Origin of the sequence: Nocardia sp. NPDC056952, assembly GCF_042674185.1 — a bacterium.
In the GTDB taxonomy this organism is placed as follows: Bacteria; Actinomycetota; Actinomycetes; order Mycobacteriales; family Mycobacteriaceae; genus Nocardia.
This window is the reverse complement of record NZ_JBHURA010000020.1, coordinates 1-24,649: the sequence shown is the minus strand read 5'-3', so window position 1 is coordinate 24,649 and position 24,649 is coordinate 1. Positions and strand designations below refer to the sequence as shown.

General features: G+C 67.8%; 20 protein-coding genes. 9 read left to right on the top strand and 11 right to left on the bottom strand.

The annotated features are described in order from the left end of the window. Nucleotides 1-27: 27 nt before the first annotated feature. Together ACFTS5_RS33530 and ACFTS5_RS33525 are read right to left on the bottom strand one after the other, a co-directional pair. Complete coding sequence (locus ACFTS5_RS33530; protein ID WP_378639213.1) at nt 28-1,680, bottom strand: CocE/NonD family hydrolase; 1,653 nt, start codon at nt 1,678-1,680, stop codon at nt 28-30. 63 nt (nt 1,681-1,743) lie between these two features. Then, entirely contained in the window at nt 1,744-1,941 is a 198-nt protein-coding gene (locus tag ACFTS5_RS33525) for a hypothetical protein (RefSeq protein WP_378639210.1), read from the bottom strand. Nucleotides 1,942-2,663: 722 nt separating this feature from the next. Here ACFTS5_RS33525 and ACFTS5_RS33520 point away from each other — a divergent pair. After that, a complete protein-coding gene (locus tag ACFTS5_RS33520) occupies nt 2,664-3,923 on the top strand; it encodes a lipase family protein (RefSeq protein WP_378639208.1) in 1,260 nt (419 codons plus the stop codon). A gap of 162 nt (nt 3,924-4,085) precedes the next feature. Here ACFTS5_RS33520 and glnA (ACFTS5_RS33515) read toward each other — a convergent pair whose 3' ends face one another. Then, entirely contained in the window at nt 4,086-5,522 is a 1,437-nt protein-coding gene (gene glnA / locus ACFTS5_RS33515) for a type I glutamate--ammonia ligase (protein ID WP_358072623.1), read from the bottom strand. A 288-nt stretch (nt 5,523-5,810) separates the two neighbouring features. Between glnA (ACFTS5_RS33515) and ACFTS5_RS33510 the strand changes: the two genes are divergently transcribed. Beyond that, nucleotides 5,811-6,266, top strand: a complete 456-nt coding sequence (locus ACFTS5_RS33510; protein WP_378639204.1) for an RDD family protein — start codon at nt 5,811-5,813, stop codon at nt 6,264-6,266. Between the two features lie 45 nt (nt 6,267-6,311). Next, nucleotides 6,312-6,695, top strand: a complete 384-nt coding sequence (locus ACFTS5_RS33505) for a YrdB family protein (RefSeq protein ID WP_378639201.1) — start codon at nt 6,312-6,314, stop codon at nt 6,693-6,695. Nucleotides 6,696-6,747: 52 nt separating this feature from the next. On the opposite strand, the gene ACFTS5_RS33500 is transcribed toward ACFTS5_RS33505, so the two are convergent. After that, nucleotides 6,748-7,491 carry a DUF4191 domain-containing protein gene (locus ACFTS5_RS33500; protein WP_056821069.1) on the bottom strand — a complete coding sequence of 248 codons (744 nt, stop codon included), beginning with the start codon at nt 7,489-7,491 and terminating at the stop codon, nt 6,748-6,750. Nucleotides 7,492-7,610: 119 nt separating this feature from the next. Here ACFTS5_RS33500 and ACFTS5_RS33495 point away from each other — a divergent pair, with 119 nt between their 5' ends. Genes ACFTS5_RS33495 through ACFTS5_RS33485 form a run of 3 tightly spaced genes read left to right on the top strand, consistent with a single transcriptional unit; the run spans nt 7,611 to nt 10,360 of the window. Then, the gene (locus tag ACFTS5_RS33495) at nt 7,611-9,029 is read left to right on the top strand and encodes a M20/M25/M40 family metallo-hydrolase (RefSeq protein WP_378639198.1); all 1,419 of its coding nucleotides are present in this window, start codon (nt 7,611-7,613) and stop codon (nt 9,027-9,029) included. Continuing rightward, entirely contained in the window at nt 9,026-9,862 is an 837-nt protein-coding gene (locus ACFTS5_RS33490) for an alpha/beta hydrolase (RefSeq protein ID WP_378639196.1), read from the top strand. The genes ACFTS5_RS33495 and ACFTS5_RS33490 overlap by 4 nt, the downstream gene beginning before the upstream one ends. Nucleotides 9,863-9,898: 36 nt before the next feature. Then, nucleotides 9,899-10,360 carry a 6,7-dimethyl-8-ribityllumazine synthase gene (locus tag ACFTS5_RS33485; RefSeq protein WP_358071185.1) on the top strand — a complete coding sequence of 154 codons (462 nt, stop codon included), beginning with the start codon at nt 9,899-9,901 and terminating at the stop codon, nt 10,358-10,360. On the opposite strand, the gene ACFTS5_RS33480 is transcribed toward ACFTS5_RS33485, so the two are convergent. Together ACFTS5_RS33480 and ACFTS5_RS33475 are read right to left on the bottom strand one after the other, a co-directional pair. Further along, nucleotides 10,361-11,806, bottom strand: a complete 1,446-nt coding sequence (locus ACFTS5_RS33480; RefSeq protein WP_378639193.1) for a metallopeptidase — start codon at nt 11,804-11,806, stop codon at nt 10,361-10,363. 74 nt (nt 11,807-11,880) lie between these two features. After that, complete coding sequence (locus tag ACFTS5_RS33475) at nt 11,881-12,831, bottom strand: endonuclease/exonuclease/phosphatase family protein (protein ID WP_378639191.1); 951 nt, start codon at nt 12,829-12,831, stop codon at nt 11,881-11,883. Nucleotides 12,832-12,924: 93 nt separating this feature from the next. Here ACFTS5_RS33475 and ACFTS5_RS33470 point away from each other — a divergent pair, with 93 nt between their 5' ends. Next, the gene (locus tag ACFTS5_RS33470) at nt 12,925-13,206 is read left to right on the top strand and encodes a hypothetical protein (RefSeq protein ID WP_378639189.1); all 282 of its coding nucleotides are present in this window, start codon (nt 12,925-12,927) and stop codon (nt 13,204-13,206) included. Here the strand turns inward: ACFTS5_RS33470 and ACFTS5_RS33465 are convergent. Together ACFTS5_RS33465 and ACFTS5_RS33460 are read right to left on the bottom strand one after the other, a co-directional pair. After that, nucleotides 13,203-15,716: a DUF262 domain-containing protein gene (locus ACFTS5_RS33465; protein ID WP_378639186.1), complete on the bottom strand. Its 2,514-nt coding sequence runs from the start codon at nt 15,714-15,716 to the stop codon at nt 13,203-13,205. The two genes, ACFTS5_RS33470 and ACFTS5_RS33465, sit on opposite strands and share 4 nt — an antisense overlap. A 103-nt stretch (nt 15,717-15,819) precedes the next feature. Further along, nucleotides 15,820-16,842 (bottom strand): hypothetical protein, encoded by a 1,023-nt coding sequence (locus ACFTS5_RS33460; protein WP_378639184.1) that lies wholly within the window; start codon nt 16,840-16,842, stop codon nt 15,820-15,822. Between the two features lie 221 nt (nt 16,843-17,063). On the opposite strand from ACFTS5_RS33460, the gene ACFTS5_RS33455 reads away from it, so the two are divergent. Then, the gene (locus tag ACFTS5_RS33455) at nt 17,064-17,267 is read left to right on the top strand and encodes a cold-shock protein (RefSeq protein WP_056821080.1); all 204 of its coding nucleotides are present in this window, start codon (nt 17,064-17,066) and stop codon (nt 17,265-17,267) included. A 58-nt stretch (nt 17,268-17,325) separates the two neighbouring features. On the opposite strand, the gene ACFTS5_RS33450 is transcribed toward ACFTS5_RS33455, so the two are convergent. From ACFTS5_RS33450 to ACFTS5_RS33440, 3 genes are all read right to left on the bottom strand, one after another. After that, nucleotides 17,326-20,337 (bottom strand): bifunctional [glutamine synthetase] adenylyltransferase/[glutamine synthetase]-adenylyl-L-tyrosine phosphorylase, encoded by a 3,012-nt coding sequence (locus ACFTS5_RS33450; RefSeq protein WP_378639181.1) that lies wholly within the window; start codon nt 20,335-20,337, stop codon nt 17,326-17,328. A gap of 86 nt (nt 20,338-20,423) precedes the next feature. After that, entirely contained in the window at nt 20,424-21,764 is a 1,341-nt protein-coding gene (gene glnA / locus ACFTS5_RS33445) for a type I glutamate--ammonia ligase (RefSeq protein WP_378639179.1), read from the bottom strand. Between the two features lie 121 nt (nt 21,765-21,885). Then, nucleotides 21,886-23,418 (bottom strand): alpha/beta hydrolase, encoded by a 1,533-nt coding sequence (locus ACFTS5_RS33440; protein ID WP_378639176.1) that lies wholly within the window; start codon nt 23,416-23,418, stop codon nt 21,886-21,888. Between the two features lie 199 nt (nt 23,419-23,617). Between ACFTS5_RS33440 and panB the strand changes: the two genes are divergently transcribed. Beyond that, nucleotides 23,618-24,472 (top strand): 3-methyl-2-oxobutanoate hydroxymethyltransferase, encoded by an 855-nt coding sequence (gene panB, locus ACFTS5_RS33435; protein ID WP_378639174.1) that lies wholly within the window; start codon nt 23,618-23,620, stop codon nt 24,470-24,472. Nucleotides 24,473-24,649 lie beyond the last annotated feature (177 nt).

Sequence of the window (24,649 nt, the reverse complement as noted above, 5' to 3'; positions counted from 1 at the left end):
GCAGACAGGCAGGTTGCCGCGCGACGCTCACCCGGCCGGAGCCGTGAGTTCGATCCGGAGTGCGGGGTCGTTCACCATCTCCGGCTGGAGTGCGATGGTTTCCTCGGTTCGCCACCGTGCGTGCCAGATGGGGACGCCGCCGGGGAGATCCAGTTCCCGCGGGGTGGTGAGCAAGGGAAGGTCGAGGCGGGCCGAAGTGACGGTGACGGCGGAGTTCGTCGGCGTGTGCGACCACACGTCGTCGACCGCGTTGGTGATCCGGACGCCGAGTCGATGGCCGGTGGCCAGGCGAGCGTCCTGCCAGAGCAGCCGGACCTCGGATTCGGAGCGGACCGGGGCGATACCGCGGGTGATGACGGTGGCGCGTCCGTCGGGGGCGATGTCGTAGAGCTCCAGTGCGACAGTCGCTTCCGGCGGGCCGCTGAGGGTCAGCGCGGCAGTGGCGCGGCCCGCGAGGTGCACGGGCTCGGCGACCGGGGCCGAGATCGACCAGATTTCCCGGTCCGCGCCGGGCAACAGACCACGATCGCTATAGCTGCCGGTGCGCAATGCGATGGATGTGCGCTGGGCATCCATCGGCGGCCAGGCGGGTTCACCGCGCCACCCACCATCGAACTGGCCGACGGTCACCGGCGGGCCCGGTACCTCGACATCGGCGCCCGCCACGTGTTTGTCCAGGAATGCGTAGAGCTCCGAGGCGAAGTGGGGTGTGCCGCACTTCTCGCGACAGTCCGAGTGGCCCCACTGGCCGAACCAGGCGCGATGCTCGCCGGGACCTCTGGCTTCCCACGCCTCGATGATGCGGTCGGCACGGGTATTGGAGTCGAGGAAGCTCTGGCCGAGGAACATCGGGGTGGTGTTGCCGCGGACGGCCTCGACCATGTCGCGCTCGCGCCAATCCGGGTCGGCGCCGTTGTGGTCGGTGGTGAGGGCGAGGTAGCGGGCGGCGCAGTCCTGGGTCATCTGGACGGCATTGGCTTTGTACTCGTCGCCGTCGTCGGGGTGGCCGGGGGTCGAGGCGATGGCCAGGTGTTCCGCGCCCGCGGTGTCGGCAGGGCGGATCCCGTCCTCGGTCAGCGGTTTCCCGCCGAACTTCCACGCCGTGCCCTGCATGTAGAGGTAGGAGTACGGATCGACGACCGGTTCGAACGCCGCCACCGCCGCCAGCCCCTTCGGCTTCGCGGCCAGCGCCATCATCCCGGTCCATCCCTCATAGGACGTGCCGACCACGCCGACCCGCCCCGTCGACCACGGCCTGCTCGCCGCCCACTCCACCGCCGCCGCCACATCCGACCGCTCCCCCGGGCCGCCGAAATCCGGGCACCCGTTGGACCCACCGAATCCGCGCAGATCGACGATCACATACGTGTACCCGGCCCGCAGCGCCCATTCGACCGGCAAGTTGTCGGTCGAGGGCCCACCACCCGGGCGAGGCTGGGACAGGTATGCCAGGTGCGCCCGATAGGGACTGGCCGTCAGCAGCACCGGAGTCCGCGCGTCGGCGGCCACCCCCGGCGGACGGAGGACATCGGCGTGTAGCCGAGTCCCGTCGGGCGCGGTCAGATACTCCTGCGTCCACGTGAACGCCACATTCACCGGTTCCGCCGTTGCCGGCGCCACCGTCCCGAGCACCAACGCCACACCGGCCACCGCCCGCGCCACCACAACACCCAATCGCACCCCCGGACTATTGCCGGTCCCCGCTTCGCCGTCCAGCCCCGATAATCCGGGGCGTGTCGCCGATCAGCTGCCGGCCCGAGCATCGAACTCGGCGATCAGATCCAGGCTGTCCCGGTAGAGAGCCTGCTGCACCGGTTCGTCATAGGACGCCATCGATGATCGGACCGGTGTGCGGCCCACCAGGTACTGACCGGTGATTCCCTCGCGATCCGATGCTGCGACCAGCCACGCGAGGGCCGGACCCGCGCGGCGTGCGAACACCGGGGAGCACGACGAGGGCGCGGGCGATCGTCTTCCAGGCCAGTCGCTGGACAGCGCTCGCGTCCCTGGCCAATCCGGTTCCAGGCATCAAGCCCGGGTCGAACGCGTTCACAGTGATGTCGCGTGGGGCCAACTCGCGAGCGAGGTGGTAGGCGGTCTGGAGGTTCGCCAACTTCGAAGTGGTGTATCGGCGGCGGGCGTCGCGCTGTGCCGATTCGGTCGGTGGCGGCGGGTAAGCGAGTTCGTGGACGGTGGCGCGCAGTGGGTGCGCAGTGGGTGCGGCATCCCGGTGAACTGCTCGGGATCATGAGTTCCCGAGGACACCATGATGATTCGCGCGGGTGCGGTGAGGTGGTCGAGAAGACCGATAATCGGGATGGCGTGCTTCTTCTCCGCGTACCGAGTCTGGCTCCACGAAGGCGGCGACCTCGCCCAGCATCTGACCGACGCCCGAACGGCGTTGGCCGAATCCGTTCCTCGACACACGTGACGCGCCTCGTAGTCGAGTAGACAAACGAAACAAGCGCCCCCGACAACTCGGCCAGATCGCTCGCTGCGGGCGAACTGATCGAGGGACCAACTTCGTCGTCAGTTCGGGTATTCATCCGGATCAGGGGATGTAATCTGGCTGCCTTCAGGGGGATTCACGGGAACGGTCCCCTCCAGGGAGGGAAGTCCGAATGGTAGACAGTGTCGTATCAGCCTGTGGTGCACCGTGTTCAGTGGTCAAGCGCGGTCAGCTGCGCTCGGCCCTGATCGCGGTGTCGGCCGTGTTGTGCTTGACCGGTACTCCCATGGCGGTCGGTGGTGCGGATCCACTGACCACTCCGCAGAACGACCCGTTCTACACCCCGCCGTCGGGCTGGGACTCGCAGGCACCGGGCGCCATCCTGAATTCGCGACCCGTCGAGGTGGCCTCGCTGACGCCACAGGCGCAGCACGCCGACGCCTGGCAGTTGCTGTATCGAACGACAGATACCGACGGCCGACCCATGGCAACCGTGACGACGGTGCTGCGCCCACGAACCGGTCAGGTCAAAGGATTGATCACCTATCAGGCTGCCACGGATGCCTCGGCCCCACAGTGCGCGCCCTCCTACGTGCTCCGACAGGGAGCGCCTGACAAGTACGACTCCTCACTGGATCTCATTCAGATCGACCAGATGTTGTCGTCGGGTCATGCGATTTCCGTACCCGACTGGGAGGGGCCGAAGGGGACGCTGTTCGCCCCGAGGCAGCCGGGTTACGCCGCGCTCGACGGAGTGCGCGCGGCCCAGGAATTCGCCCCGCTCGGCCTGTCCGGCACCGATACTCCGGTTGCCGCGATGGGCTACTCCGGCGGTGCGTACGGCACCAGCTGGGTCGCGCACGTGCAGCCGACCTACGCTCCCGAAATACGACTGGTCGGCGTCGCCATGGGTGGCGGGACAGCGCCCATCGGCAGCTACATGGGGACCCTCGATGCCGGTCCGTTCTCCGGTTTCCTGCCGTCGCTCCTGCCGGGCATGCTGCGCGCCGATCCACGTCTGGCGGCGACCTTCGACAAATATCTGACGCCTGCCGGGCAAGCGCTGATGGCTGCGGGGGACAGCAAATGCGTGACGCCGAACGTGGCTCAGCACGCGTTCCTGCGCATGGACGACTACCTGACGATTCCTTTTTCGCAACTCATCGAGCAGATACAAGAGTCGTTGACCGAGCTGGACTTCAGCCCCTCGTCACAGACCGCGCCGCTGTTCCACTACAACGCCGTGCACGACGAGATCGTCACCATCGCGGGGCCCGACAAGGCGGTGGCACAGTGGTGCGCATCGGGGGCGCGAATCACGTATACGCGGGACCAATTGAGCGAGCACGTCAGTCTCGCGATCAGCGCGACCCCCGCGGTCCTGCGTTGGATCGATGAGCGTCTGGCAGGGCAGCCCGCGCCGGACGGTTGCTCGACGCGCACGGTGACGTCCATGTCGCCCGGTGGTTCATAGCGCACTACCTCGACACATCCGGGCATCTATGCCTGGATACAGACGAGTCCACCCGTTCCGTGATCGCATTCTGTGATCCCGGAACGGGTGGACTCGAAACTGTTTACTGCGTACCCACTGCGTACCGAACAGGCCGATCAGGCCCATTCCCGCAGGTCAGGATCACACGTCGTAGTAGAGCTCGAACTCGTACGGGTGCGGACGCAGGTTGACCGGGGCGATCTCGTTCTCACGCTTGAGGCTGATCCAGGTCTCGATGAGGTCAGGCGTGAAGACGTTGCCCTCGGTGAGGTAGTCGTGGTCTGCCTCGAGGCGGTCGATGACCGTGGCCAGGCTGGTGGGGGCCTGGGGGATGTTCTTGGCCTCCTCCGGCGGGAGCTCGTAGAGGTCCTTGTCGACCGGAGCCATCGGCTCGATCTTGTTCTTGATGCCGTCCAGGCCGGCCATCATCATGGCGGCGAAGGCCAGGTACGGGTTGCCCGAGGAGTCAGGCGCGCGGAACTCGATGCGCTTGGCCTTCGGGTTGTTGCCGGTCACCGGGATACGCACGGCGGCCGAGCGGTTGCGCTGCGAGTACACCAGGTTGATGGGGGCCTCGTAGCCCGGCACCAGACGGTGGTACGAGTTGACGGTCGGGTTGGTGAACGCCAGCAGCGACGGGGCGTGGTGCAGGATGCCGCCGATGTAGTGACGCGCCAGATCCGACAGGCCACCGTAGCCGGCCTCGTCGTGGAACAGCGGCTTGCCGTCCTTCCACAGCGACTGGTGCACGTGCATGCCCGAGCCGTTGTCGCCGAAGAGGGGCTTCGGCATGAAGGTGACCGACTTGCCGGCCTTCCACGCGGTGTTCTTCACGATGTACTTGAACAGCTGCAGGTCGTCCGCCGCCGAGAGCAGCGTGCCGAACTTGTAGTTGATCTCGGCCTGACCGGCGGTGCCGACCTCGTGGTGGCCGCGCTCGAGCTCGAAGCCCGCGTTCTGCAGGTTGGTCGAGATCTCGTCGCGCAGGTCGACGTAGTGGTCGTACGGGGCGACGGGGAAGTAGCCACCCTTGTTGCGGACCTTGTAGCCGAGGTTGCGGCTGCCGTCCGGGTTGAACTCCTTGCCGGTGTTCCACGAACCGGAGACGGACTCGATCTCGTAGAACGAGCCGTTCATGCCGGAGCCGTAACGGATGCCGTCGAAGATGTAGAACTCGGCCTCGGCGCCGAAGAAGGCGGTGTCGGCGATACCGGTCGAACGCAGGTACTCCTCCGCCTTGCGCGCGATGTTGCGCGGGTCGCGGGAGTACGCCTCACGGGTGAACGGGTCGTGCACGAAGAAGTTCAGGTTGAGCGTCTTCGCGGCGCGGAACGGGTCGATCCGGGCGGTGCTGAAGTCGGGGAGCAGGAGCATGTCCGACTCGTCGATCGACTGGAAGCCACGCACCGAGGAGCCGTCGAACGCCAGACCCTCTTCCGCCAGGTCGGCGGTGAACGCCTTGGCCGGGATCGAGAAGTGCTGCTGGACGCCGGGCAGGTCGGAGAAGCGGATATCGACGTATTCGATGTCCTCTTCCTTAATGTACTGGATGACCTCTTCGGCCGTGCTGAACGTCACTTGCTCTCCTTACGAATCGGTTCCCAGCCAGTCGCGATGCTGGCCCTTTCGAACGACCTGCGCGCAGTCGCTACGAAGGGGTTCGTCGCGACCTGACGCTAAGGACGCGGTGTTTCCCAACAGTCAAGGCTATGTTTCGCCAGTGTTACGCGAGCCGGATGCCTGGGTGATGTCAGCCATCCGGGCGCGATCTTCACGCTAATCCTGCCATCCGCGTGATCCCACGCTGACGTGACCTCCATTAATGCGGTCGTGGGCGACCGATCGCGCGCCACTATCCTGGGTCCCATGGCGCGTATTACCGGCACATGGCTATCCGGATCCCCGGGCGAACCCGGCGACTCGGACATCTCCGGCTACCCCGGTGAGCTGTACGGGCTGCCGCGCGAGGGAGCGGGATCGCTCACCCCGACGTGGCGACGGGTCGTCGCGCTGTTCATCGACTGGTTCATCGCCGTCGGGATCGCCGCGGTGATCACCCGCAGCTTCGTGTCGTCGTCGGTGCCGCTGCTGGTGTGGTTCGTGGTCGGCGTGGCCGCGGTGACGCTGTTCGGGTTCACCCCGGGTCAGTACTTCATGAAGCTGCGGGTGCTGCGCATCGACGCTCCGGTGGCGGTGGGATTCGTGCGCGCGCTGGCCAGGCAGGTACTGCTGGTGTTCGTGGTGCCCGCGCTGTTCACCGATGCCGACGGTCGCGGCATGCACGACCGGGCGACCGGGACGGCGCTGGTCAACGCTCGCTGAGCCGTTGGGCCCGCTCGTAGCCGCGCGCGGCCCTACGATCAGGCCGTGTCACTGAATCCGGCCATGTTGGCCGTACGTTTTCTGCTCGAATTGATCGCCATCGCCTCGTTCGGCGTCTACGGATGGCGCGCCTTCGACTCACCATGGCGGTACCTGCTCGTGGTGGTACTGCCGATCGCGGCCGCGACGCTGTGGGGCGTGTTCACCCTGCCCGACGATCCGGGACGCGGCGGCGGTTCACCGGTGCCCGTCTCCGGCCCGGTCCGGCTGCTCGTCGAGTTCACGGTGCTCTTCGGTGGCGCCGCGGCACTGTGGGCCGCTTCGCTGCCGCGCCTGGCGTTGATCTCGGCGGCTGTTCTCGTCGGTTACCACCTACTGGCATACGACCGGGTTCTGTGGCTGCTGACCGGCCGCTCGCCCAACGCCTGAAACGGCGCGAGCCCGTCACCTGAGAAGGTGACGGGCTCGCGGCGGGAGTGGGTCAGCGGCGACGGATCGCGCGCTGCATGCCCTTCATCTTCGCACCGGGGGGCATCGGGCCCTTCGGCATCGCGGGACCACTGCGCGAACTCAGGGCCGAGAGCCTGCCCTCGATCTGGTCGATCCGCTTGACGTCGATGTTGCGCGGCAGCTTGGTGAGGTACTTCTGCAGCTCCTTGAGGGGAGTCTGACCTTCCTCGTTGCCGACGATCACTTCGTAGATGGGGGTGTCACCGACCAGGCGGGCGGTGCGCTTCTTCTCCTGCTGAATGAGCGATTTGACCCGCTGCGGCGAACCCTCGGCGACGAAGATCACCCCGGGCAGGCCGATCACGCGGTGCACGGCGTCGAGCTGGGTGGTCGCGGCGACGCCGTTGGCGACCCGCCACTTGCCCTGCAGGTTCTCCAGCACCCACGCCGCGGCGCCCGCCTGGCCCTCGGCCTTGCGGTACACGTTCTTCTGCACGCGGCGCCCGAACAGGATGAATGCCAGCAGCACACCCAGCAGCAGACCCAGCGGCAGCAGGAACCACTGCATGTCGAAGATCAGCCCGATGAGGAAGAAGACCACCGTGGTGCCGACCAGTGCGCCGATCATCAGCGGCAGCAGCGCCTTGTCTTCCTTGCGCTGCATGTTGAACGCCTGCCACAACTGCTGACGACGCTCGCGTGATGCCTGCTTACGGGCCGCTTTAGCCGCGGCCCTGGCTTCCTTCGACGGCTTGCCGCCCTTGCCTCCTGCCATGGTGTCAGCTTAGATGGCGCGCCGCCGGGGCGTCTGACCGCATCACACCGCGCGACGATCCCGGCGTTTCGGGCACGTTCGGCGGGCGTGGGTCCTCGCCACGGGCCACAATGGCTGAGATGCGCCCGATCACCGAGAACCCCACCCCGGCCCCCGTCACCGAGGGCGTCGATGACGAGGTCGCCCAGCGGCTGGCTGTCGCGCTGCAGTGCGTGACGGTGTCGACCGAAGATCCCGCGCACACCGCCACCGCGGAGTTCGCGCGCCTGGCCACCCACCTCGAGACATCGTTCCCCCGCGTGCACGCCGAACTGACCTTGACGACCTTCGGCCACAGCAGGCTCTACCGCTGGGAGGGCGCCGAGCCGGGTGCGGTGTCGGCGATCCTGCTCGCCCACCAGGACGTGGTGCCGGTCGACGACGCGCAACGCTGGACCCATCCCCCGTTCGACGGTGTCGTCGACGACGAATTCATCTGGGGCCGTGGCGCGATCGACGACAAGAGCCGCGTGCTCGCCGTCCTGGAAGCGGTCGAGTCGGCGCTGGAAACCGGAATTCGCCCGCGCCACACCATGTTCCTCGCTTTCGGTCACGACGAAGAGGTCTTCGGTGACGGCGGCGCGGTCCGGATGGCCCAGCACCTGCGCGACCAGGACGTGCGCGCGGAGCTGCTGCTCGACGAGGGCGGGGTGATCACCGACGGCGTCGCCGACGGGGTCGACCGGCCGGTGGCCAGCATCATGCTCGGCGAGAAGGGCTATGCGACGGTACGGCTTTCGGTCACCGAGACCGGCGGGCACTCCTCGATGCCCGGCAAGCAGACCGCGGTGGGACGGCTGGCACGCGCGGTCGCGCGCGTGCAGGACCATCCGATGCCACTGCGGCTGACGCCGGTGATCAGCGACATGCTCGCCCGCATGCGCGAGGCGCTGCCCGAACCACGACGCCGGCTGCTCGAGCTCACCGACGCACGCGGGCTGTCCAAACTGACCGGACCGCTCGTCGCCCGCATCATGGCGACGGGCCCGACCACCGAGGCGCTGGTGCGCACCACCACCGCGCCCACCGTGATCAGCGGCGGGGTGAAGGCCAATGTGCTCCCGCAGAGCGCCGAGGCGCTGGTGAATTTCCGTATCCTGCCCGGTGATTCGGTGGCAGCGGTGCTGGCGCACTGCACCAGGGTGATCCGCGATATCGGCGTGGCGATCGACCTCGTCGGGCCCGCGTCGGAGCCCTCGCGGTTCCACGGGCCGGGTCCGGCGTTCGACATGGTCGCCGAGCTGGCGTCGAGCGTGGTGCCCGGGATCGTGACCACCACCGGGATCGTGCCCGGCGCCACCGATTCACGCCACTACGACGGCCTGGCCGCGACCCGCTGCAATTTCGCGCCGATCGTGTTGACCGCGGCGGATCTGGAACGGATCCACGGAACCGACGAGCGGATCTCGCGACTCAACTACGCTCGGCTGATCGAGTTCAACCGGCGTCTCATCGAGCGGCTCGCCGCGGCGCCCGAAGCAGGAGGAGCGCCCCGATGACGACCGACACCGGCGAGTTCGCAGGCCACGGCGGCAAGATCGCCTGGCGCGCATGGCAACCGGAGTCCGCACCGCGCGCGGTGGTGGTGCTGGTGCACGGCGTCGCCGAACACTCGGGCCGCTACGAACACGTCGGCACCACCCTGGCCGAGGCCGGCTTCGCGGTCTACGCGCTCGACCACATCGGGCACGGCCTGTCCGAGGGCCCGGCGGCCAATATCGGTTCGATGCAGGGCGCCGCCGACAATGTCGCGACCCTGCTCGATCTCGCGGGCGCCGCCCATCCCGGTGTCCCCCGATTCCTGCTCGGGCATTCGATGGGCAGCCTGGTGGTCCTGCACCAGGCGACCCGTGGACCGGTCGACGTGGCGGGCATCGTCGTGTCCGCGCCGCCGCTGGACATCCCGCTCGGCAATCCGCTCCAGCGCCTCGCCGCTCCCCTGCTCACCCGGTTCGCACCGAATCTCGGTGTGCTGACCCTGGATTCGTCCACGATCAGCCGCGATCCCGAGGTGGTGCGCGCCTACGACGAAGACCCGCTGGTGTTCCGCGGCAAGCTGCCCGCGCGCACCGCGGTGGAGATCCTGCAGCACACCGCGCTGGTGAAGCAGCGTCTCGGCGCGCTCACCGCGCCGCTGCTGGTAGTACACGGCACCGCCGACGTGATCGCGTCACCGTCGAGCGCCGATCTGCTCGAACGTGACGCGGGCTCGACCGACGTGACAGTGCTGCGCTATCCCGGGCTCTACCACGAGGTGTTCAACGAGCCCGAGCGCGCGAAGGTACTCGGCGATGTCACCGACTGGCTGTCAACCCATGTTACCGGTCAGTAAGTTTTTGCTCGGGCGACACTAGTAGACTTACCACTCATGACCACGTCTACCGGCGCCGTTGCCTTCATCCGCGCCAGCTGGCACAGCTCCATCGTCAACAAGGCGCACGAGGGCTTCCTCGCCGAATACACCGGCTTCGGGTTCGATCCCGAGGTCGTCGAAGTGTTCGACGTCCCCGGCGCCTTCGAGATCCCGCTGCATGCCCAACGCCTGGCCCGCACCGGCCGCTACGACGCGATCGTCGCCGCTGCCCTGGTCGTCGACGGCGGCATCTACCGCCACGACTTCGTCGCCTCCGCGGTGATCGACGGCCTGATGCGCGTGCAGCTCGACACCGATGTGCCGGTGTTCTCGGTAGTGCTCACCCCGCACCACTTCCACGAGCACAGCGAGCACGTGGACTACTACACCAACCACTTCGTGACCAAGGGAGCCGAGGCTGCCCGCGCGGTGGCGAACACCCTCAGCTCCCTGCGGTCACTGCCTACATCGCGCTGACTACTTGAACTGGTTCAGGCAGGCCTGCTCGCCGCTGAGGACGCCGGTGCGGAACGCCTCGAGGCGCTGATATCCGCTCGGCACCACCTTGCCGTTGACGTCGGAGGCGGCGAGACCGTCGGCGAGCAGGCCCGAGACCGCCTCGTCGAGGTCACCGGCCGACAGGCGCGGATCGCTGTTCGGCTCACTGAGTTTCGTGGTGAGCACGCCCGTCAGGCACGCCGTGCGCAGGCCCGCCGACTCGGCGCCCGACAGCGACAGCTTGCGATCCTGCTGCACCGCGAGGGCATAGCGGGACACGAAGACCGCGGCCGCGTTGTAGTCGCCGGTGACGACCGCTGACAGCGGCTCCTCCTTGGCACTGGACCCCTCCCCCGCGCGCTTGGCCATGGCGGGGACATCGGTACCGATGGTGTTCGAGCCCGGGCAGTAGGACACCGGCTCGGTGGTGGTCGTCGACGCGCAGTTACGGGTGACGCCGGCGTAGTCGAACTTCGGCGCGGTCTTCACCGGCATCGACTTGCCGAGCTGGGCCGCGAGGGTGGTCAGGGTCTCCTTGTTCACCGGCAGCTGCTCGTCGCGCTCCCCCTCTTCGAAAGTGACGGGCAGACCGGCGCGACGCTTCTCGATCTCGTCCTCGTTGATGTCCTTGCACGACTTGGCGCCCTGGGTGTAACCCATCTGCACCGCCGTCACCCGCTCGAACGCCGAACCGTGCACGGCGTCGGGATCATTGGGGTCGCGGTCGCGCACGGCGACGGTCGCGCCGAGCACACCGTTGAGCCCGTCGGTGGTGTTGAGCGTGAAGTGCTTCGAATTGCCCTCTGCCACATGGCGAAGGAACACACCGGCCAGGCAGTCGGCCTGCTGCTCCTTGACCAGCGCGTCGGTGAGGAACCCGCGCAACAGGTCGGCCTGGGACTGGATGGCGTGCCCGTATTCGTGGGCGAGCACCATCACCACCGACATCTCCTTGTACTTGTCGACCAGCAGCGGCAGCAGGACGGTGCGGTCCCAGCCGATGGTGTGGTCGAGCGGGCAGTACGCGGCGTTCACCAGCTTGTAGGTGCTGCTCTTGCAGAACTGCACCGACTCCGACTCCGGCGCTTTCGCCGACCACGAGATGTACTTCGAGGCGGGCTTGAAATTGCCGCGAAAAGTCTTGGAATACTCTGTCTGCCAGTACTCTTCGATGTCTGCGATGGCGTTGAGAGCGAGCTTGTCGATCTTGCCGTTGTCGCCGTTGTCGGCCTTCTTGTCGGTGTCGGGCACACCGGGACGGGACCCGCTGGGACCGGTGGACGACGCCGCGCCCGCCACCTCCCATGGATTGTCCATGATCGGCTGCGCCTGGTCGCTCGCGACAGTTGTCGCGCCGCAACCGGATACGAGCATGCCGATACTCATCAAAGCTGCCATGGTCGCGCCGAACCGATGTCTTCTCATGCGCTGTCCTCCCCAAAAATGACGCGGACGCCTAGCGGTCCGCGATCGAGCGCTCACATGGTAAACGACCGCTGTCACAGGTCCATTCGGATCGTGGCCAGCACCGCGCGATGGTCGGAGCCGGGGATGGTGAGCGTGCGGATCTGTTCGGCCACCCCACCTGCGACGAGGATGTGATCGATCCCGATCACCGGTCCCCACCGGCGATCCGCCGGGTAGGTGAGCAGGACACCGTCGCCGGTCTGGTCCGCGGCCGAGGCGAACGCGCCGTCGAGCAGCGCGCGATACGCCGAATGATCTTGCGTGGCATTGAAATCCGCGCCGACGATCGCCGGTGCGCTGGTCGCCGCGAGGATCTCGTCGACCCGGCGCATCTCGACCGACCAGGCGCCGAAGTCGAGGTTCGGCGGAATCGGATGGAAAGCGAAGACCGGCATCGGTCCACGCTGTGGATGTTGCATCGTCGCGGAGATGTTGCTCATGATGAAGCCGTCGTATTTCTTGGTGTCACGCAACGGGTATCGGCTGTAGATGCCGGTGCCGCCACCACCGGACTGCGCCGGTTCCAGGTAGGAGTAGGGCAGTCGTTCTTCGAGTCCGGCCACACGCAGACCCGTGATCGAGTCGATGGTCAACTCCTCGACGGTGAGCACGTCGACGTTGTTCTCCCGCACGGCACCGACCACGGCGACCGGATCGGCCTTGCCGAACAGGATGTTCGACTGCATCACCACCAGTTCCGGCCCATCGGCGGCCCTGGCCTCCGGAATGTAGGACGGCACCACCAACCACGCGGCACCGGCCAGCACCAGTGCCGCCGCCCCTGAGCTGCGCCAGCCTCGGGCGAGCAGCAACAGCAACAGCCCCACGACCGCACCGAGCATCAACCACATCGCCCCCGACGCCAACAGCACCATCGACTTCTGGCGCCAGTCCACGACATGCAACACGATCCCGGCCACCGCCGCGACCACCGCGCCCCACCCCAGGACGAGCAACGCTCGTTCCAACCGTTTACGCATCATGAGGTCACCCTAAGCGGCGCCGCTTTCAGGTCGCTTGCGGCTGTCTTGGGAACTCCGCGAGGACCTACACTGGCCGCCGGAAGGGAGGTGACCGTGTACCTCGAAGAATTCTCCGCCGCGGGTCCACTCACCGAGCGGGCCGTCGAGGAGCTGATGACCGTCGCGAACAAGTACACCTCGGCGATCACCCTGACCGTCGGTGAGCGCACCGTGCAGCTCCCGGTTCTCCCGGTCTGCTGGGATGAGCTGCGCGTCGGCGCGGGCACCGCGATCACGGTCGAAGCCGACCGCGGCTACCGACCGGCCGACCTCGAGGACCGCACCGCGCTGACCGACTTCGTCTCGACCTTCCAGCGCGCGACCGGTAGGCCCTAGAGCGGCAGACCTGCCTCGATCCAGTTGTAGGCCTGGATCTTTCGGGACTCGGGATCGTTGACCACCTGGTTGATGAGGTCGTTGATCTGATCGGTGGACAGGGGGTAGCCGTAGTGTTCGGCCGCGCCCGCCGACGCCCACAGGGAGGCGAACAGACCGGGCCCGCCGAGGAGGTGGGACAGCGCGGTGGCGACCTCGTCGACGGTCTCGATGACGCCGTGAACGAGCGCGATCGCGATGTCTTCGTCGCCGGGCGGCATGCCGGGGGCCAGCGCACCGGATTCGACGGCCCGCTGAGCCAGCCACGCACGCGGGACCAGCGGGCTCGGGCCGATGGCGTCGCCGAGGTAGTAGCGCCATTCGCCGGGGTTGCCCTGGTCGAAGGCGTGGATGTAGAAGGTGCGGGTGAGCGCCCACAGAGCGATGTAGCGCAGGGCGAGCTGTTCGGGACCGAGCAGCGCGTCGGGGCCCTCGGCGCGGTCGCGCTCCAGCAGGTTCCAGGCGAAGCGGAACCAGACCTGTTCGGAATTGCCGACCCAGGTGGCGGGCAGACGGTCGGCCAACGCGGCCAGATCGCCGACCGGGCCGTCGATGCCGCTGTCGCCGGAGGCTTCCACGCGCAGGTTGTCGACATAGCCGCGCAGGGCGTCGACAGAGGTGAACACCGCGTAGCCCAGCTGGGCGAAACGGGTGAGGTCGGCATTGGACGGCTCGAGCACGAGCACCACCGGCATGCCGACGCCCGGCTGCAGGCCCTCGGGCCAAAAGGCTTCGGCGACAGCGAGTTCGCGGCCGGTGACCGGGTCGGAGACCTCACTGTCGAGCAGCGGGAAGCCGAAGCCGTCGGCGACGAGATCGTCGACGAGCGCGTTGACCTGGTCCACCGCGGGATCGCCGATGGTCACCCCGGCCACACCCACCGTCAGCAGGGTCGGGCGGTGCAGTTTGCCGGTGCGCAGCTTTTCGAGGAACGCGTCCGCCGAGGCGGAGAGCATCTTGCGGCGGGCCCGCAGGAACTCACGGTAGTTCTCCACCCGCCACAGCGACGGATCGGTCGGAATCCACTGCGAGGCGAGCACACCCGGGTTGCGCCGTTCCACCTCGGCGAAGTAGTCGGCGGGCTCACGCTCGCCGAGCTCGGCCTCGGAGCCGGGGCCGAGGAAGCAGAAGTTGGCGATCGCGTTGATCTCGTTGCGTTCGTAACCGGCATCGCGCAGCAGGGTTTTCGGGAACAGGTAGTGCACCTGCACCGGGGTGCGCTCGCCGAACTGCTCGATGCCGAGTTCGGTCCCGGTGCCGAGATCGCGGGAACCGTCGACGCGGGTCAGCATGTACAGCAGTGGATAGAACCGGGAACCGCGAGTGGCACCGGCGAAATCGTCGGCGCACAGGTCGAGCGAGCCACCGCGCAGCCGTTCCAGCGAGCCGATCAGCGCGTTGATGCCGCCGCGTTCGAGCGTGTCGTAGTCCTGTTGCAGGAACGTCTCGGTGGAGCCGCTGAACCGGCCCCAGAGCGCGGAATGCACGTACCAGTACAGCACCCGGTCGCGGTGCAGGTCGTCGTCGAAGCGGCCGCCGTTGAGGAACAGCAGGCGGGTGATCACGGGAATCGCGTAGCGCCCCATCAGGACTCGGTCGTGGTCGAGGCCGAGCCGGCCCGCCACCGTGTCGAGGAAGGTGTCGACCTGTTTCGTGGTGGCCACCAGGGCCTGCTCGAATTCCGCGGGCGCCAGATCGCCGAGTGCGTCGAAGTGCGCGCGGCCGTTGCCGACGGCGATCACGTTGCGCAGCAACCAGTCCAGGGTGAACGTGTAGCCGTCTTTGTCCCAGCGGATCAGGTGGTCGCGCAGGTTGCCGCGGGCCTGCGGCCACTGCGCGCACAGGGTGGCCAGCGCGAGGTCGCCCTTGGACAGTTTGGTGCCGCCGGAGTTGACCCGGTTGAAGATGTCGACCACCTCGTCGACCGTGCGATCCGATCCGGTGATGGTCTCGACGTTGAACTCGCGGTTGGCCACCTCGCGAACCTTGTTCAGCCGATCGAGATAGAGGGCAAGGGTTTCCGGTGACTCGTCCGGGAACCTGGCCAGGTAGTGCATCGGCCCCTGGGCGAACAGTTCGGTGATGTCGATCCAGGCCGGCGCGGTGTCGCGGCCGGGCACCTGGAATTCGAAGAGCTCACGCTCGACATCGAAATGCAGACCGGTGAAGGCGATCTCGTCGCCTTCGAAGAACGACGGCGCTGTCCCGCGCATGATCCCGTACAGGGTGGTGATGCGCTGCTGACCGTCGAGCAGCAACTGGCGCAGCCCCGAGCCGGTCGTCGACCCGCGTACCGCGATCTCCTCGGACCCGGTCTCCCACACCAGCAACCCACCGACCGGATACCCGAGATACAGCGACCGCATGAGTCCACGCACCTGGTCGCGGTTCCACACGTAGCCACGCTGGAATTCGGGCAGCAGCACAGCACCGGAGTCGATCTGGTCGAGCAGGGTGGACAGACGTGTCACGGCAGCCTTTCGATCGAGATCCGGTGGCAGACAAGCGCCCCATCGTTGCACGAATCGTACCGACACATCCCGACATGCCAGCGGCCGAACGGAACTGGCGCGATTACTCCATCCCGGACACCGCGGCCCGGAAGGCGTCCGAAGCGTAGAACGGCGCCAGCCTGCGACGCAGCACGGTGTCGAGATAACCGCGCTCGTCGAGTGTTTCGAGGACCGGCGGGCCGAAACGCAGCGCCTCCTCGAGCATCTCCGCGCGCCCTACGCCCAGCTCAGCCAGTAATTCGGCAAGGGGGGTGTCGCCGTATTTGTCGAAGACGTGGTCCACGCCCTCGTCGAGCAGGGCACGGAAGTAGTCGGTATCGCGGAAGGTGCGCCAGAATTCGAAGACGAGCACGACGATGTCTTCGACGTCGGTGGCCGAGACCAGATCACGGAACGAGCCGACCGCGTCGCCGGTGTGTTTGCGCCAGGTCTCGCGCGCGCTGTCGAGCAACACCTCGTCGGCGTCACCGCTGTTGCCGCGCAACACGAATCGCGCACCGGTGCGGGTGAGCCTGCCGACGCCGTGCTCGATCGCGGGCATCGCCGGTTCGGCCAGGCGCGACAGCGCACCGCGCAGCGTCCTGGCCAGGCCGCCGCCTTCGGGGTGCAAACCGTCGTCGACCGCGGTGACCACCGCGCGCTGGACCGCCTCGACGCACGCGTCGACGGTCACCGGGCTGTTGAGCACCAGCCGCACCAGCCGGTGGGTGAGATCCAGATCGGCGACGCCGTCGACCAGCTCGTCGAAGCGGCGGTTGTCGACGAGCTCACCGACCTCGATCTCGTCGTTGGCGCGATGGTTGTACAGGCGGGTGGCGATCTCACCGACGAGTTCGGGAATCGCGCCCTCGACGGGAACCTGGACGGCGAATTTGTGCGCGACCGCTTTGATCTGCTCACGGGTCACCGCCTGCGCGAGGGTCAGCTCCGCGGCCTCCTCGAGCGCGCCGTCGATCTCCTCGGTGACGAACTCGAGGAACCCGGCGGGTTCACGCAACTGCTGCTTGGTGAACGCCACGTGCGCGTCGAGCACCCGCATGGCCAGGTCGACGTGCCCGCCACGCCCCGCGTTCATCTCACCCATACCGCCCAGATTGGCACAGTCCGCGACGCGATGTGACAGGGGCGCAGGCATTGGTTGCCGACCGACGCAACACGCCGGTTTTCCACGGCATACGCCGCCCACATCGCGGTGTGACAGATCGCGAGGCGCGGTTTGCTGGCGAGTATGGCATACTGGGTTGCTGAGACTGGGCTGATCGCAAGTGATCGCCATGGCTCACCTACGGAAAAGACTTTTAAAACATGACTCAAGGCACCGTCAAGTGGTTCAACGGCGAAAAGGGCTTCGGCTTCATCGCCCAAGACGGAGGCGGCCCCGACGTCTTCGTTCACTACTCGGCTATCGGCGGCTCGGGCTTCAAGTCCCTCGAAGAGGGACAGCGGGTGGAGTTCGAGGTCGGCCAGGGCCAGAAGGGCCCCCAGGCCCAGGACGTCCGCGCCATCTGATTTCGGCGTGAACTGAAAAAGCCCCGCACCAGTGGTGCGGGGCTTTTTCATGTCCGGACTATCCCCCGAACACGCGCTCGACGACGGCCTTCGCGCGCCGGGTGATGCGCATGTAGGTGTCGAGGAACTCGCTGCCGTCGTCGTTGGGCCAGCCGGCTACTCGGGCCACCGCCGAGAGCAGCTGGCCCGGGCCGGGGAGCTGGTCGGTCGGCTTGCCCTTGACCAGGACGAGGGCGTTGCGGGCGGCGGTGGCGGTGATCCACGATTCACGCAGGAGCGCGACGTCCTCGGGCTCGAGGATGCCCTCGGCTTCGATCACGTCGAGCGACTGCAGGGTCGAGGTGTTGTGCAGCGCGGGTATCTCGTGCGCGTGGCGCAGTTGCAGGAGCTGGACGGTCCATTCGATATCGGCCAGGCCGCCGCGGCCCAGCTTGGTGTGGGTCGACGGGTTGGCACCGCGCGGAAGCCGCTCGGAGTCGACGCGCGCCTTGATGCGGCGGATCTCGCGGACCGATTCCTCCGACACCCCGCCGGTCGGATAGCGGATCGGGTCGATGACGTGCAGGAAGCGCACGCCCAGATCCTGATCGCCCGCCACCTGGTGCGCGCGCAGCAGCGCCTGCACCTCCCACGGCTGGGCCCATTGCGCGTAATAGGCCTGATAGGCGGTCAGCGTTCGCACCAGGGGCCCGTTGCGGCCCTCCGGGCGCAGGCCCGCGTCGACCTGCAGCGGCGGGTCGACGCTCGGTGCGCCGAGCAGCCGCTGCACCTTCTCGGCGATCCCGTTGGCCCATTTCACGGCCGTGGCCTCGTCTTCACCGGGGCGCGGATCGCAGACGAACAGCACGTCGGCGTCGGAGCCGTAGCCCAGTTCCATCCCGCCGAGCCTGCCCATGCCGATCACCGCGAAGTCGGCGGGCGCGGGCGCTGCGCGTTCGGCCTCCGAGGCGCGGATGACCGCGCTCAGCGCCGCCTCGAGCACCGCGACCCACACCGACGACAGCGCCGCGCACACCTGCGGGACGTCCAGCATGCCGAGCACATCGGCCGAGGCGACCCTGGCCAGTTCGTGGCGGCGCAGTGAACGTGCCGCCGCGACAGCACGTTTCGGGTCGTCGTAGCGGGCGGCCGCGGTCTGCATGCCGCGGGCGACGTCTTCGGGTTTCGTGCTGAGCAGCTGCGGACCGCCGGGCCCGTCGGCGTACATCCGGATGGTGTCGGGCGCGTTGATCAGCAGATCGGGCAGGTACTCCGAGGAACCGAGCACGATCATCAGACGCTGGGCCACCGCGCCTTCGTCACGCAGCACGCGCAGGAACCAGATCTGGTCGTCGAGCCCCTCCGACACCCGGCGGTACGCGAGCAGCCCGGCGTCGGGATTCGGTGTGTCACCGAGCCATTCGAGCAGAGTGGGCAGCAGCAGTGCCTGGATGCGGCCCTTGCGCGAGACGCCGCCGGTGAGCGCTTTGAGATGGCCGAGCGCGTTGGCCGGTGCGCCGTAGCCGAGGGCGGCGAGCTGGCGGACGGCGGCGTCGGGGCTCAGGCGCAGCGCGTCGGAGTCCATCCGGGCAACCGCGTCCAGCAGCGGGCGATAGAACAGTTTCGCGTGCAACCGCCGGACTCGCACGGCGTTGCGGCGGATGTCGGTATCGAGCACGCCGACCGCGTCCTGGCGGCCGTCGGGCCGGATGTGGGCGGCGCGGGCCAGCCAGCGCATGCCCTCCTCGTCATCGGCCGCGGGCAGGGTGTGGGTGCGCTTGAGCCGCTGCAATTGCAGGCGGTGTTCGAGCAGGCGCAGGAATTCGTAGGAGGCGGTGAGGTTGGCGGCGTCCTCACGGCCGACGTAGCCGCCCGCGGCGAGGGCCGTGAGCGCTTCGACGGTATTGGTGACATGCAGTGCCTCGTCGACCCGGCCGTGCACCAATTGCAGGAGCTGCACGGCGAATTCGACATCGCGCAGGCTGCCCGCGCCGAGCTTGAGCTCGCGCTCGCGCATGTCGGCGGGGACCAGGTCCTCGACCCGGCGGCGCATGGCCTGGACGTCGGCGACGAAGTCGGGGCGTTCTGACGCGGTCCAGACCATCGGCATCAGCGCGTCGCGGTACTGCTTGCCGAGTTCCATATCGCCGGTCATCGGCCGGTTCTTCAACAGCGCCTGGAACTCCCAGGTGCGCGCCCACCGCTTGTAGTAGGCGAGGTGGGAGTCGAGGGTGCGCACCAGTGCCCCCGCCTTGCCTTCGGGGCGCAGTGCGGCGTCGACCTCGAAGAAGGCCGAACTCGCGACGCTCATCATCTCCGCGGCGAGCCGGGTCGCGGTCGCGTCGGCCGGTTCGGCGACGAACACCACGTCGACGTCACTGACGTAATTCAGTTCTCGCGCACCACATTTGCCCATCGCGATCACCGCGAGGCGCACCGGCACCGGGCCGTTCTTACACACCCTGGCCACCGCGACCGACAGGGCGGCGGTGAGCGCGGCATCGGCCAGATCCGACAGGTGCTTGCCGACCACCAGGTACGGCGGCACCGGTTCGTTCTCGACGGTGGAGGCGAGGTCGACCGCGGCCAGCAACATCAGCTGATCGCGGTACCTGCCGCGCAGCAAGGCGACCGCCTCCGGACCGGCGATCCCGGCACGGAACAGCATCGGCCCCGCGTTGGGTCCGTTCTCCGGCGCCGCGTCGACGGCGTCGAGCAGATCGGCGATCAGTTCGTCACGGCTGGGAAGTTCGTTCTCGCGCAGCACTTTCCACGCCGCCGGGGCAGCGACCAGATGGTCGCCGAACGCCGTCGACGAGCCGAGCAAACCGAACAGCCTGCCGCGCAACGTGGTGTCGGAACGGATCGCCGAATCCAGTTCGGGCCATTCGTCTTCGAGCGATTCGCGCAGCCGCACCAGCGTGGACAGGGCGAGGTCGGCATCGGGCGAACGCGAGAGTGCCCAGAGCACCGGCACCCCGTCGACGTTGTCCCAGCCGAGTTGATGCAGGGAAGCCGCCGCTGTCGGTTCGAGTAAACCGAGCCGGCCGACGCCGGGTACAGCGGAGCGGGCAGTCGGTGGCCGGACCATAGCTGTGATCCTAGCGGCTGACTCCGCGGGCTTTCGGCCTGGAAGCCTTGATCCGGTCAGCCCGGATCAAGGCGGCCCGGGATCACTCAGAGACTCAGGTATTCCTTCAGCTCCCAGGGAGTGACCTGTGAGCGGTAGTCGGCCCACTCACGGCGCTTGTTGCGCAGGAAGAAGTCGAAGACGTGTTCGCCGAGGGTTTCGGCGACCAGCTCGGAGCGCTCCATCGCCTGCAGGGCCTCGTCGAGGGTGCCGGGCAGGGTGCGGAAGCCCATGGCGCGACGCTCGGCGTCGGTCAGCGACCACACGTCGTCCTCGGCCTCGGGGGGCAGCGTGTAGCCCTTTTCGATACCGCGCAGACCCGCGGCCAGCAGCACCGCGAAGGTCAGGTACGGATTGCAGGCGGAATCAGGGCTGCGGATCTCGACGCGCCGCGACGACGACTTGTTCGGGGTGTACATCGGCACCCGCACCAGCGCCGACCGGTTGGACCGGCCCCACGAGGCCGCGGTCGGGGCTTCGCCACCGTGGATCAGCCGCTTGTAGGAGTTGACCCACTGGTTGGTGATCGCGCTGATCTCGGGGGCGTGCTCGAGGATGCCTGCGATGAACGAGCGCGCGGTGCCCGAGAGGTTGTTCGGGTCGTCGGGATCGGCGAAGGCGTTGTTCTCGCCCTCGAACAGGCTCATGTGGGTGTGCATGGCCGAGCCGGGGTACTGGGAGAACGGCTTGGGCATGAACGTCGCGCGCACGCCCTCGTCGATCGCCACCTCTTTGATCAGGTAGCGGAACGTCATCACGTTGTCGGCCATCGAGAGCGCGTCGGCGTAGCGCAGGTCGATCTCCTGCTGGCCGGGAGCGCCCTCGTGGTGGCTGAACTCGACCGAGATGCCCATCGATTCGAGCGAGTCGATGGCATGGCGGCGGAAGTTCGGCGCCGCGTCGTGCACGGCCTGGTCGAAGAAGCCGCCGTTGTCGGCCGGGGTCGGCTCGTAGCCGTCCTTGAGCTTGTTCTCCAGCAGGAAGAACTCGATCTCGGGGTGCACGTAGCAGCTGAAGCCCGCGTCGGCGGCCTTGTTCAGCTGACGGCGCAGCACGTGGCGCGGGTCGGCCCAGGACGGCGAACCGTCGGGCATGGTGATGTCGCAGAACATCCGCGCCGAGTGCTGGTGACCCTTGGAGCTGGCCCACGGCAGCACCTGGAAGGTCGACGGATCGGGCCGTGCGACCATGTCCGCCTCGGACACGCGCGCGAAGCCTTCGATGGCCGAGCCGTCGAAGCCGATGCCCTCCTCGAAGGCGCCTTCGAGCTCGGCGGGGGCGATGGCGACGGACTTGAGGTAGCCCAGCACATCGGTGAACCAGAGACGGACGAAGCGGATATCCCGCTCTTCGAGCGTCCGCAGCACGAATTCCTTCTGGCGATCCATACCGGCGAGCGTAAGCACCCGGCGTTAAATCCGTGTTACATACGGAGACGGGTTTGCGATCTCGTCACATCGTTCGCACATCTCACCGGCCACGACGGGGCGCGGTGAGTAAATGTGGCTCTCAGCATGTGAGACCGGGCGCGGGCGTGGCGAGATCGACCAGATAGTCGATCACCGCGGTGTCGAGACACTGATCGCCCGCCACCAGAGCGGCGGTGTGCCGATTGCCACGGAAGGTGATCAGGTCGGCACCCAGCTGTGCGGCCAGGTCGACACCGGCCTGATACGGCGTGGCCGGGTCGTCGGTGGTGGAGACCACGACGGTGGGCGGCAGCCCGGGGGCCGAGACGCGATGCGGGGTGCTGGTGTTGGGCACCGGCCAGGCAGCGCACAGTTCCAGCGGGGCGGCGCCGGTGCCCTTGCCGTCGTCGAGGAACGGGGCGGCCTTGCGGTACTCGGTGTCCTGACGGCCGGTCACCGCGGGATCGGTGACGCGCGGATCGTCGACGCAGCGGATCGCGTTGAAGGCGTCCTGGGTGTTGGCGTAGGTGCCGTCCTGGCGGCGGCCGTCGTACATATCGGCCAGCTGCAGCAGGGTGTCGCCGCTGCCCGCGCGCAGTTCGGTGAGGCCCTGGGTGAGGATCTGCCACAGGTCGTCGCTGTACAGAGCCTGCTGGACGCCGGTGATCGCGTCGTTGTAGCTGAGGCCGCGCGGGTCGGTGGTCGGCGCCGGAGTCTTCTCCAGCGGTCCGACCAGCTCGCGGAAACGGGTGACGGCCTGGGCGGGGTCGGTGCCGAGCGGGCAGTCGGCGTTCTTCGCGCAGTCGGTGGCGTAGGCGGTGAACACGCCCTGGAAGCCCGCCGCCTGACGCAGTGACTCCTGGACCGGGTCCTGCGAGGAGTCGACGGCGCCGTCGAGAACGAGCGCGCGCACGTTCTGCGGGTATTTCTCGGCGTAGGCCGAACCGAGGCGGGTGCCGTAGGAGTAGCCGAGGTAGCTCAGTTTCGCGTCGCCGAGCACCGCCCGCATGACATCCATGTCCTGGATCACCTCGCGGGTACCGACGTGACCGAGCAGGTCGACGCCGGAACGCTGGGCGCAGCGGTCGGCGTACTCACGGTTGTCGGCCTCGGCCTCGGCGATGCCCGCCGGCGTGTTGTCGGTGGGCGGCTCGGCACGTTCGGCGTCGGCCTGCTGCGGGGTGAGGCAGACGATCGAGGGCAGCGACGAGCCGACACCGCGCGGATCGAACCCGACCCGATCGAACTTCTCCGCCAGTTCGGTGCGGTTGCCGACACCGACCATCGACAGGCCGGAGACGCCGGGCCCGCCCGGGTTCATCAGCAGCGAGCCGACCTTCTCGCCGGTGGCCGGGATCCGGGAGAGGGCGATCTGGGCGGTCGGGCCGTCCGGGCGCGCGTAGTCGATCGGCACGGTGATCCGCGCGCACTCGGTTTTGGGTGGCAGCCGGTCCTCCGGGCTGCCGTAGCTCTCGCACGAGCCCCAATCGATCTGCTGGTCGTAGAAGCTGTTCAGGCCCGGTGGGGGCGGAGGCAGTTCAGCACGCGGTGCGCTGTCCCCGCCGGTGCCGCATCCGGTGACGATCAACGCAGAGACAGCGCCGAGGAGCACGACGAGCCGGCCTCGCTGCACAGTGGGCCCACCTTTCCGCGCCCTGCGGCGCACACAATGCGCCCGAATGGGCTCGCATCACGGTAACCGAATCGCTGGTGTGACCGATCACACCGGCGCCGGGCCTTAAACCCGTGCGGGCGCAGGTGGCACACTGAGATGGTCAGAAAAGCCCGGGGACCCGGTATGGGCCTCGAGGAACCAGACGAAAGGGACGATGATGTCCGTATCCGATGAGCAGACTCCTGCCTACGGTGCCACTCCCGCCGACAACAAGCCACGCCGCAAGACCCGCGTCCAGCATCTCCAGCAGATGAAGGCCGACGGTGAGCGCTGGTCGATGCTGACGGCCTACGACTACTCGTCCGCGCGGCTGTTCGAGGAAGCCGGCATCCCCGTGCTCCTGGTCGGCGATTCGGCCGCCAATGTCGTCTACGGCTACGACACCACCGTGCCGATCACCGTCGACGAGCTCATCCCGCTCGTACGCGGTGTCGTGCGCGGCGCCCCGCACGCGCTGGTCGTCGCCGATCTGCCGTTCGGGACCTACGAGTCCTCGCCGCAGCAGGCTCTGGCGACCGCCATCCGCTTCATGAAGGAGGGTGGCGCGCACGCGGTGAAGCTCGAAGGCGGCGAACGGGTCGCCGAGCAGATCGCGCTGATCACCTCCGCGGGCATCCCCGTGATGGCCCACATCGGGTTCACCCCGCAGAGCGTGAACACCCTGGGCGGTTTCCGTGTCCAGGGCCGAGGCGACGGCGCCGAGCAGCTGGTCGCCGACGCGATCGCCGTGCAGGAGGCCGGTGCGTTCTCGGTGGTCATGGAAATGGTCCCCGCCGAGATCGCGGGCCAGGTCACCCGCAAGCTGACCATCCCGACCGTCGGCATCGGCGCGGGCGCCGACTGCGACGCCCAGGTGCTGGTCTGGCAGGACATGGCCGGCTATACCAGCGGCAAGACCGCCAAGTTCGTCAAGCGCTTCGGCAACGTAGGCGACGAACTCCGCACCGCCGCAGCCACTTACGCCGCCGAAGTCCGCCAAGGCACCTTCCCCGGCCCAGAACACAGCTTCTGACCGAACCCACAACAACCCGTCCCCGTCCCCGTCCCGTCCCCGTCTTCAACAACCCACCCAACCCACCCACCGCACTCCCGACCCCTAGGGAGGGACGGCCGCGAAGTGGCCGGTCCGCGGCCGGGCCGCCGGTCAGGCGCCGGTGCGTAGGCGACGAAGGAGCAAGCACCGGTGCCC

Coding starts and splice junctions, on each gene's coding strand:
- ACFTS5_RS33510 (WP_378639204.1), top strand. CDS start 5,811: ATGGCGCGTATTACCGGCACATGGCTATCCGGATCCCCGGGCGAACCC.
- ACFTS5_RS33500 (WP_056821069.1), bottom strand. CDS start 7,491: ATGGCAGGAGGCAAGGGCGGCAAGCCGTCGAAGGAAGCCAGGGCCGCG.
- ACFTS5_RS33495 (WP_378639198.1), top strand. CDS start 7,611: ATGCGCCCGATCACCGAGAACCCCACCCCGGCCCCCGTCACCGAGGGC.
- ACFTS5_RS33490 (WP_378639196.1), top strand. CDS start 9,026: ATGACGACCGACACCGGCGAGTTCGCAGGCCACGGCGGCAAGATCGCC.
- ACFTS5_RS33485 (WP_358071185.1), top strand. CDS start 9,899: ATGACCACGTCTACCGGCGCCGTTGCCTTCATCCGCGCCAGCTGGCAC.
- ACFTS5_RS33480 (WP_378639193.1), bottom strand. CDS start 11,806: ATGAGAAGACATCGGTTCGGCGCGACCATGGCAGCTTTGATGAGTATC.
- ACFTS5_RS33475 (WP_378639191.1), bottom strand. CDS start 12,831: ATGATGCGTAAACGGTTGGAACGAGCGTTGCTCGTCCTGGGGTGGGGC.
- ACFTS5_RS33460 (WP_378639184.1), bottom strand. CDS start 16,842: ATGGGTGAGATGAACGCGGGGCGTGGCGGGCACGTCGACCTGGCCATG.
- ACFTS5_RS33455 (WP_056821080.1), top strand. CDS start 17,064: ATGACTCAAGGCACCGTCAAGTGGTTCAACGGCGAAAAGGGCTTCGGC.
- ACFTS5_RS33450 (WP_378639181.1), bottom strand. CDS start 20,337: ATGGTCCGGCCACCGACTGCCCGCTCCGCTGTACCCGGCGTCGGCCGG.
- glnA (WP_378639179.1), bottom strand. CDS start 21,764: ATGGATCGCCAGAAGGAATTCGTGCTGCGGACGCTCGAAGAGCGGGAT.
- panB (WP_378639174.1), top strand. CDS start 23,618: ATGTCCGTATCCGATGAGCAGACTCCTGCCTACGGTGCCACTCCCGCC.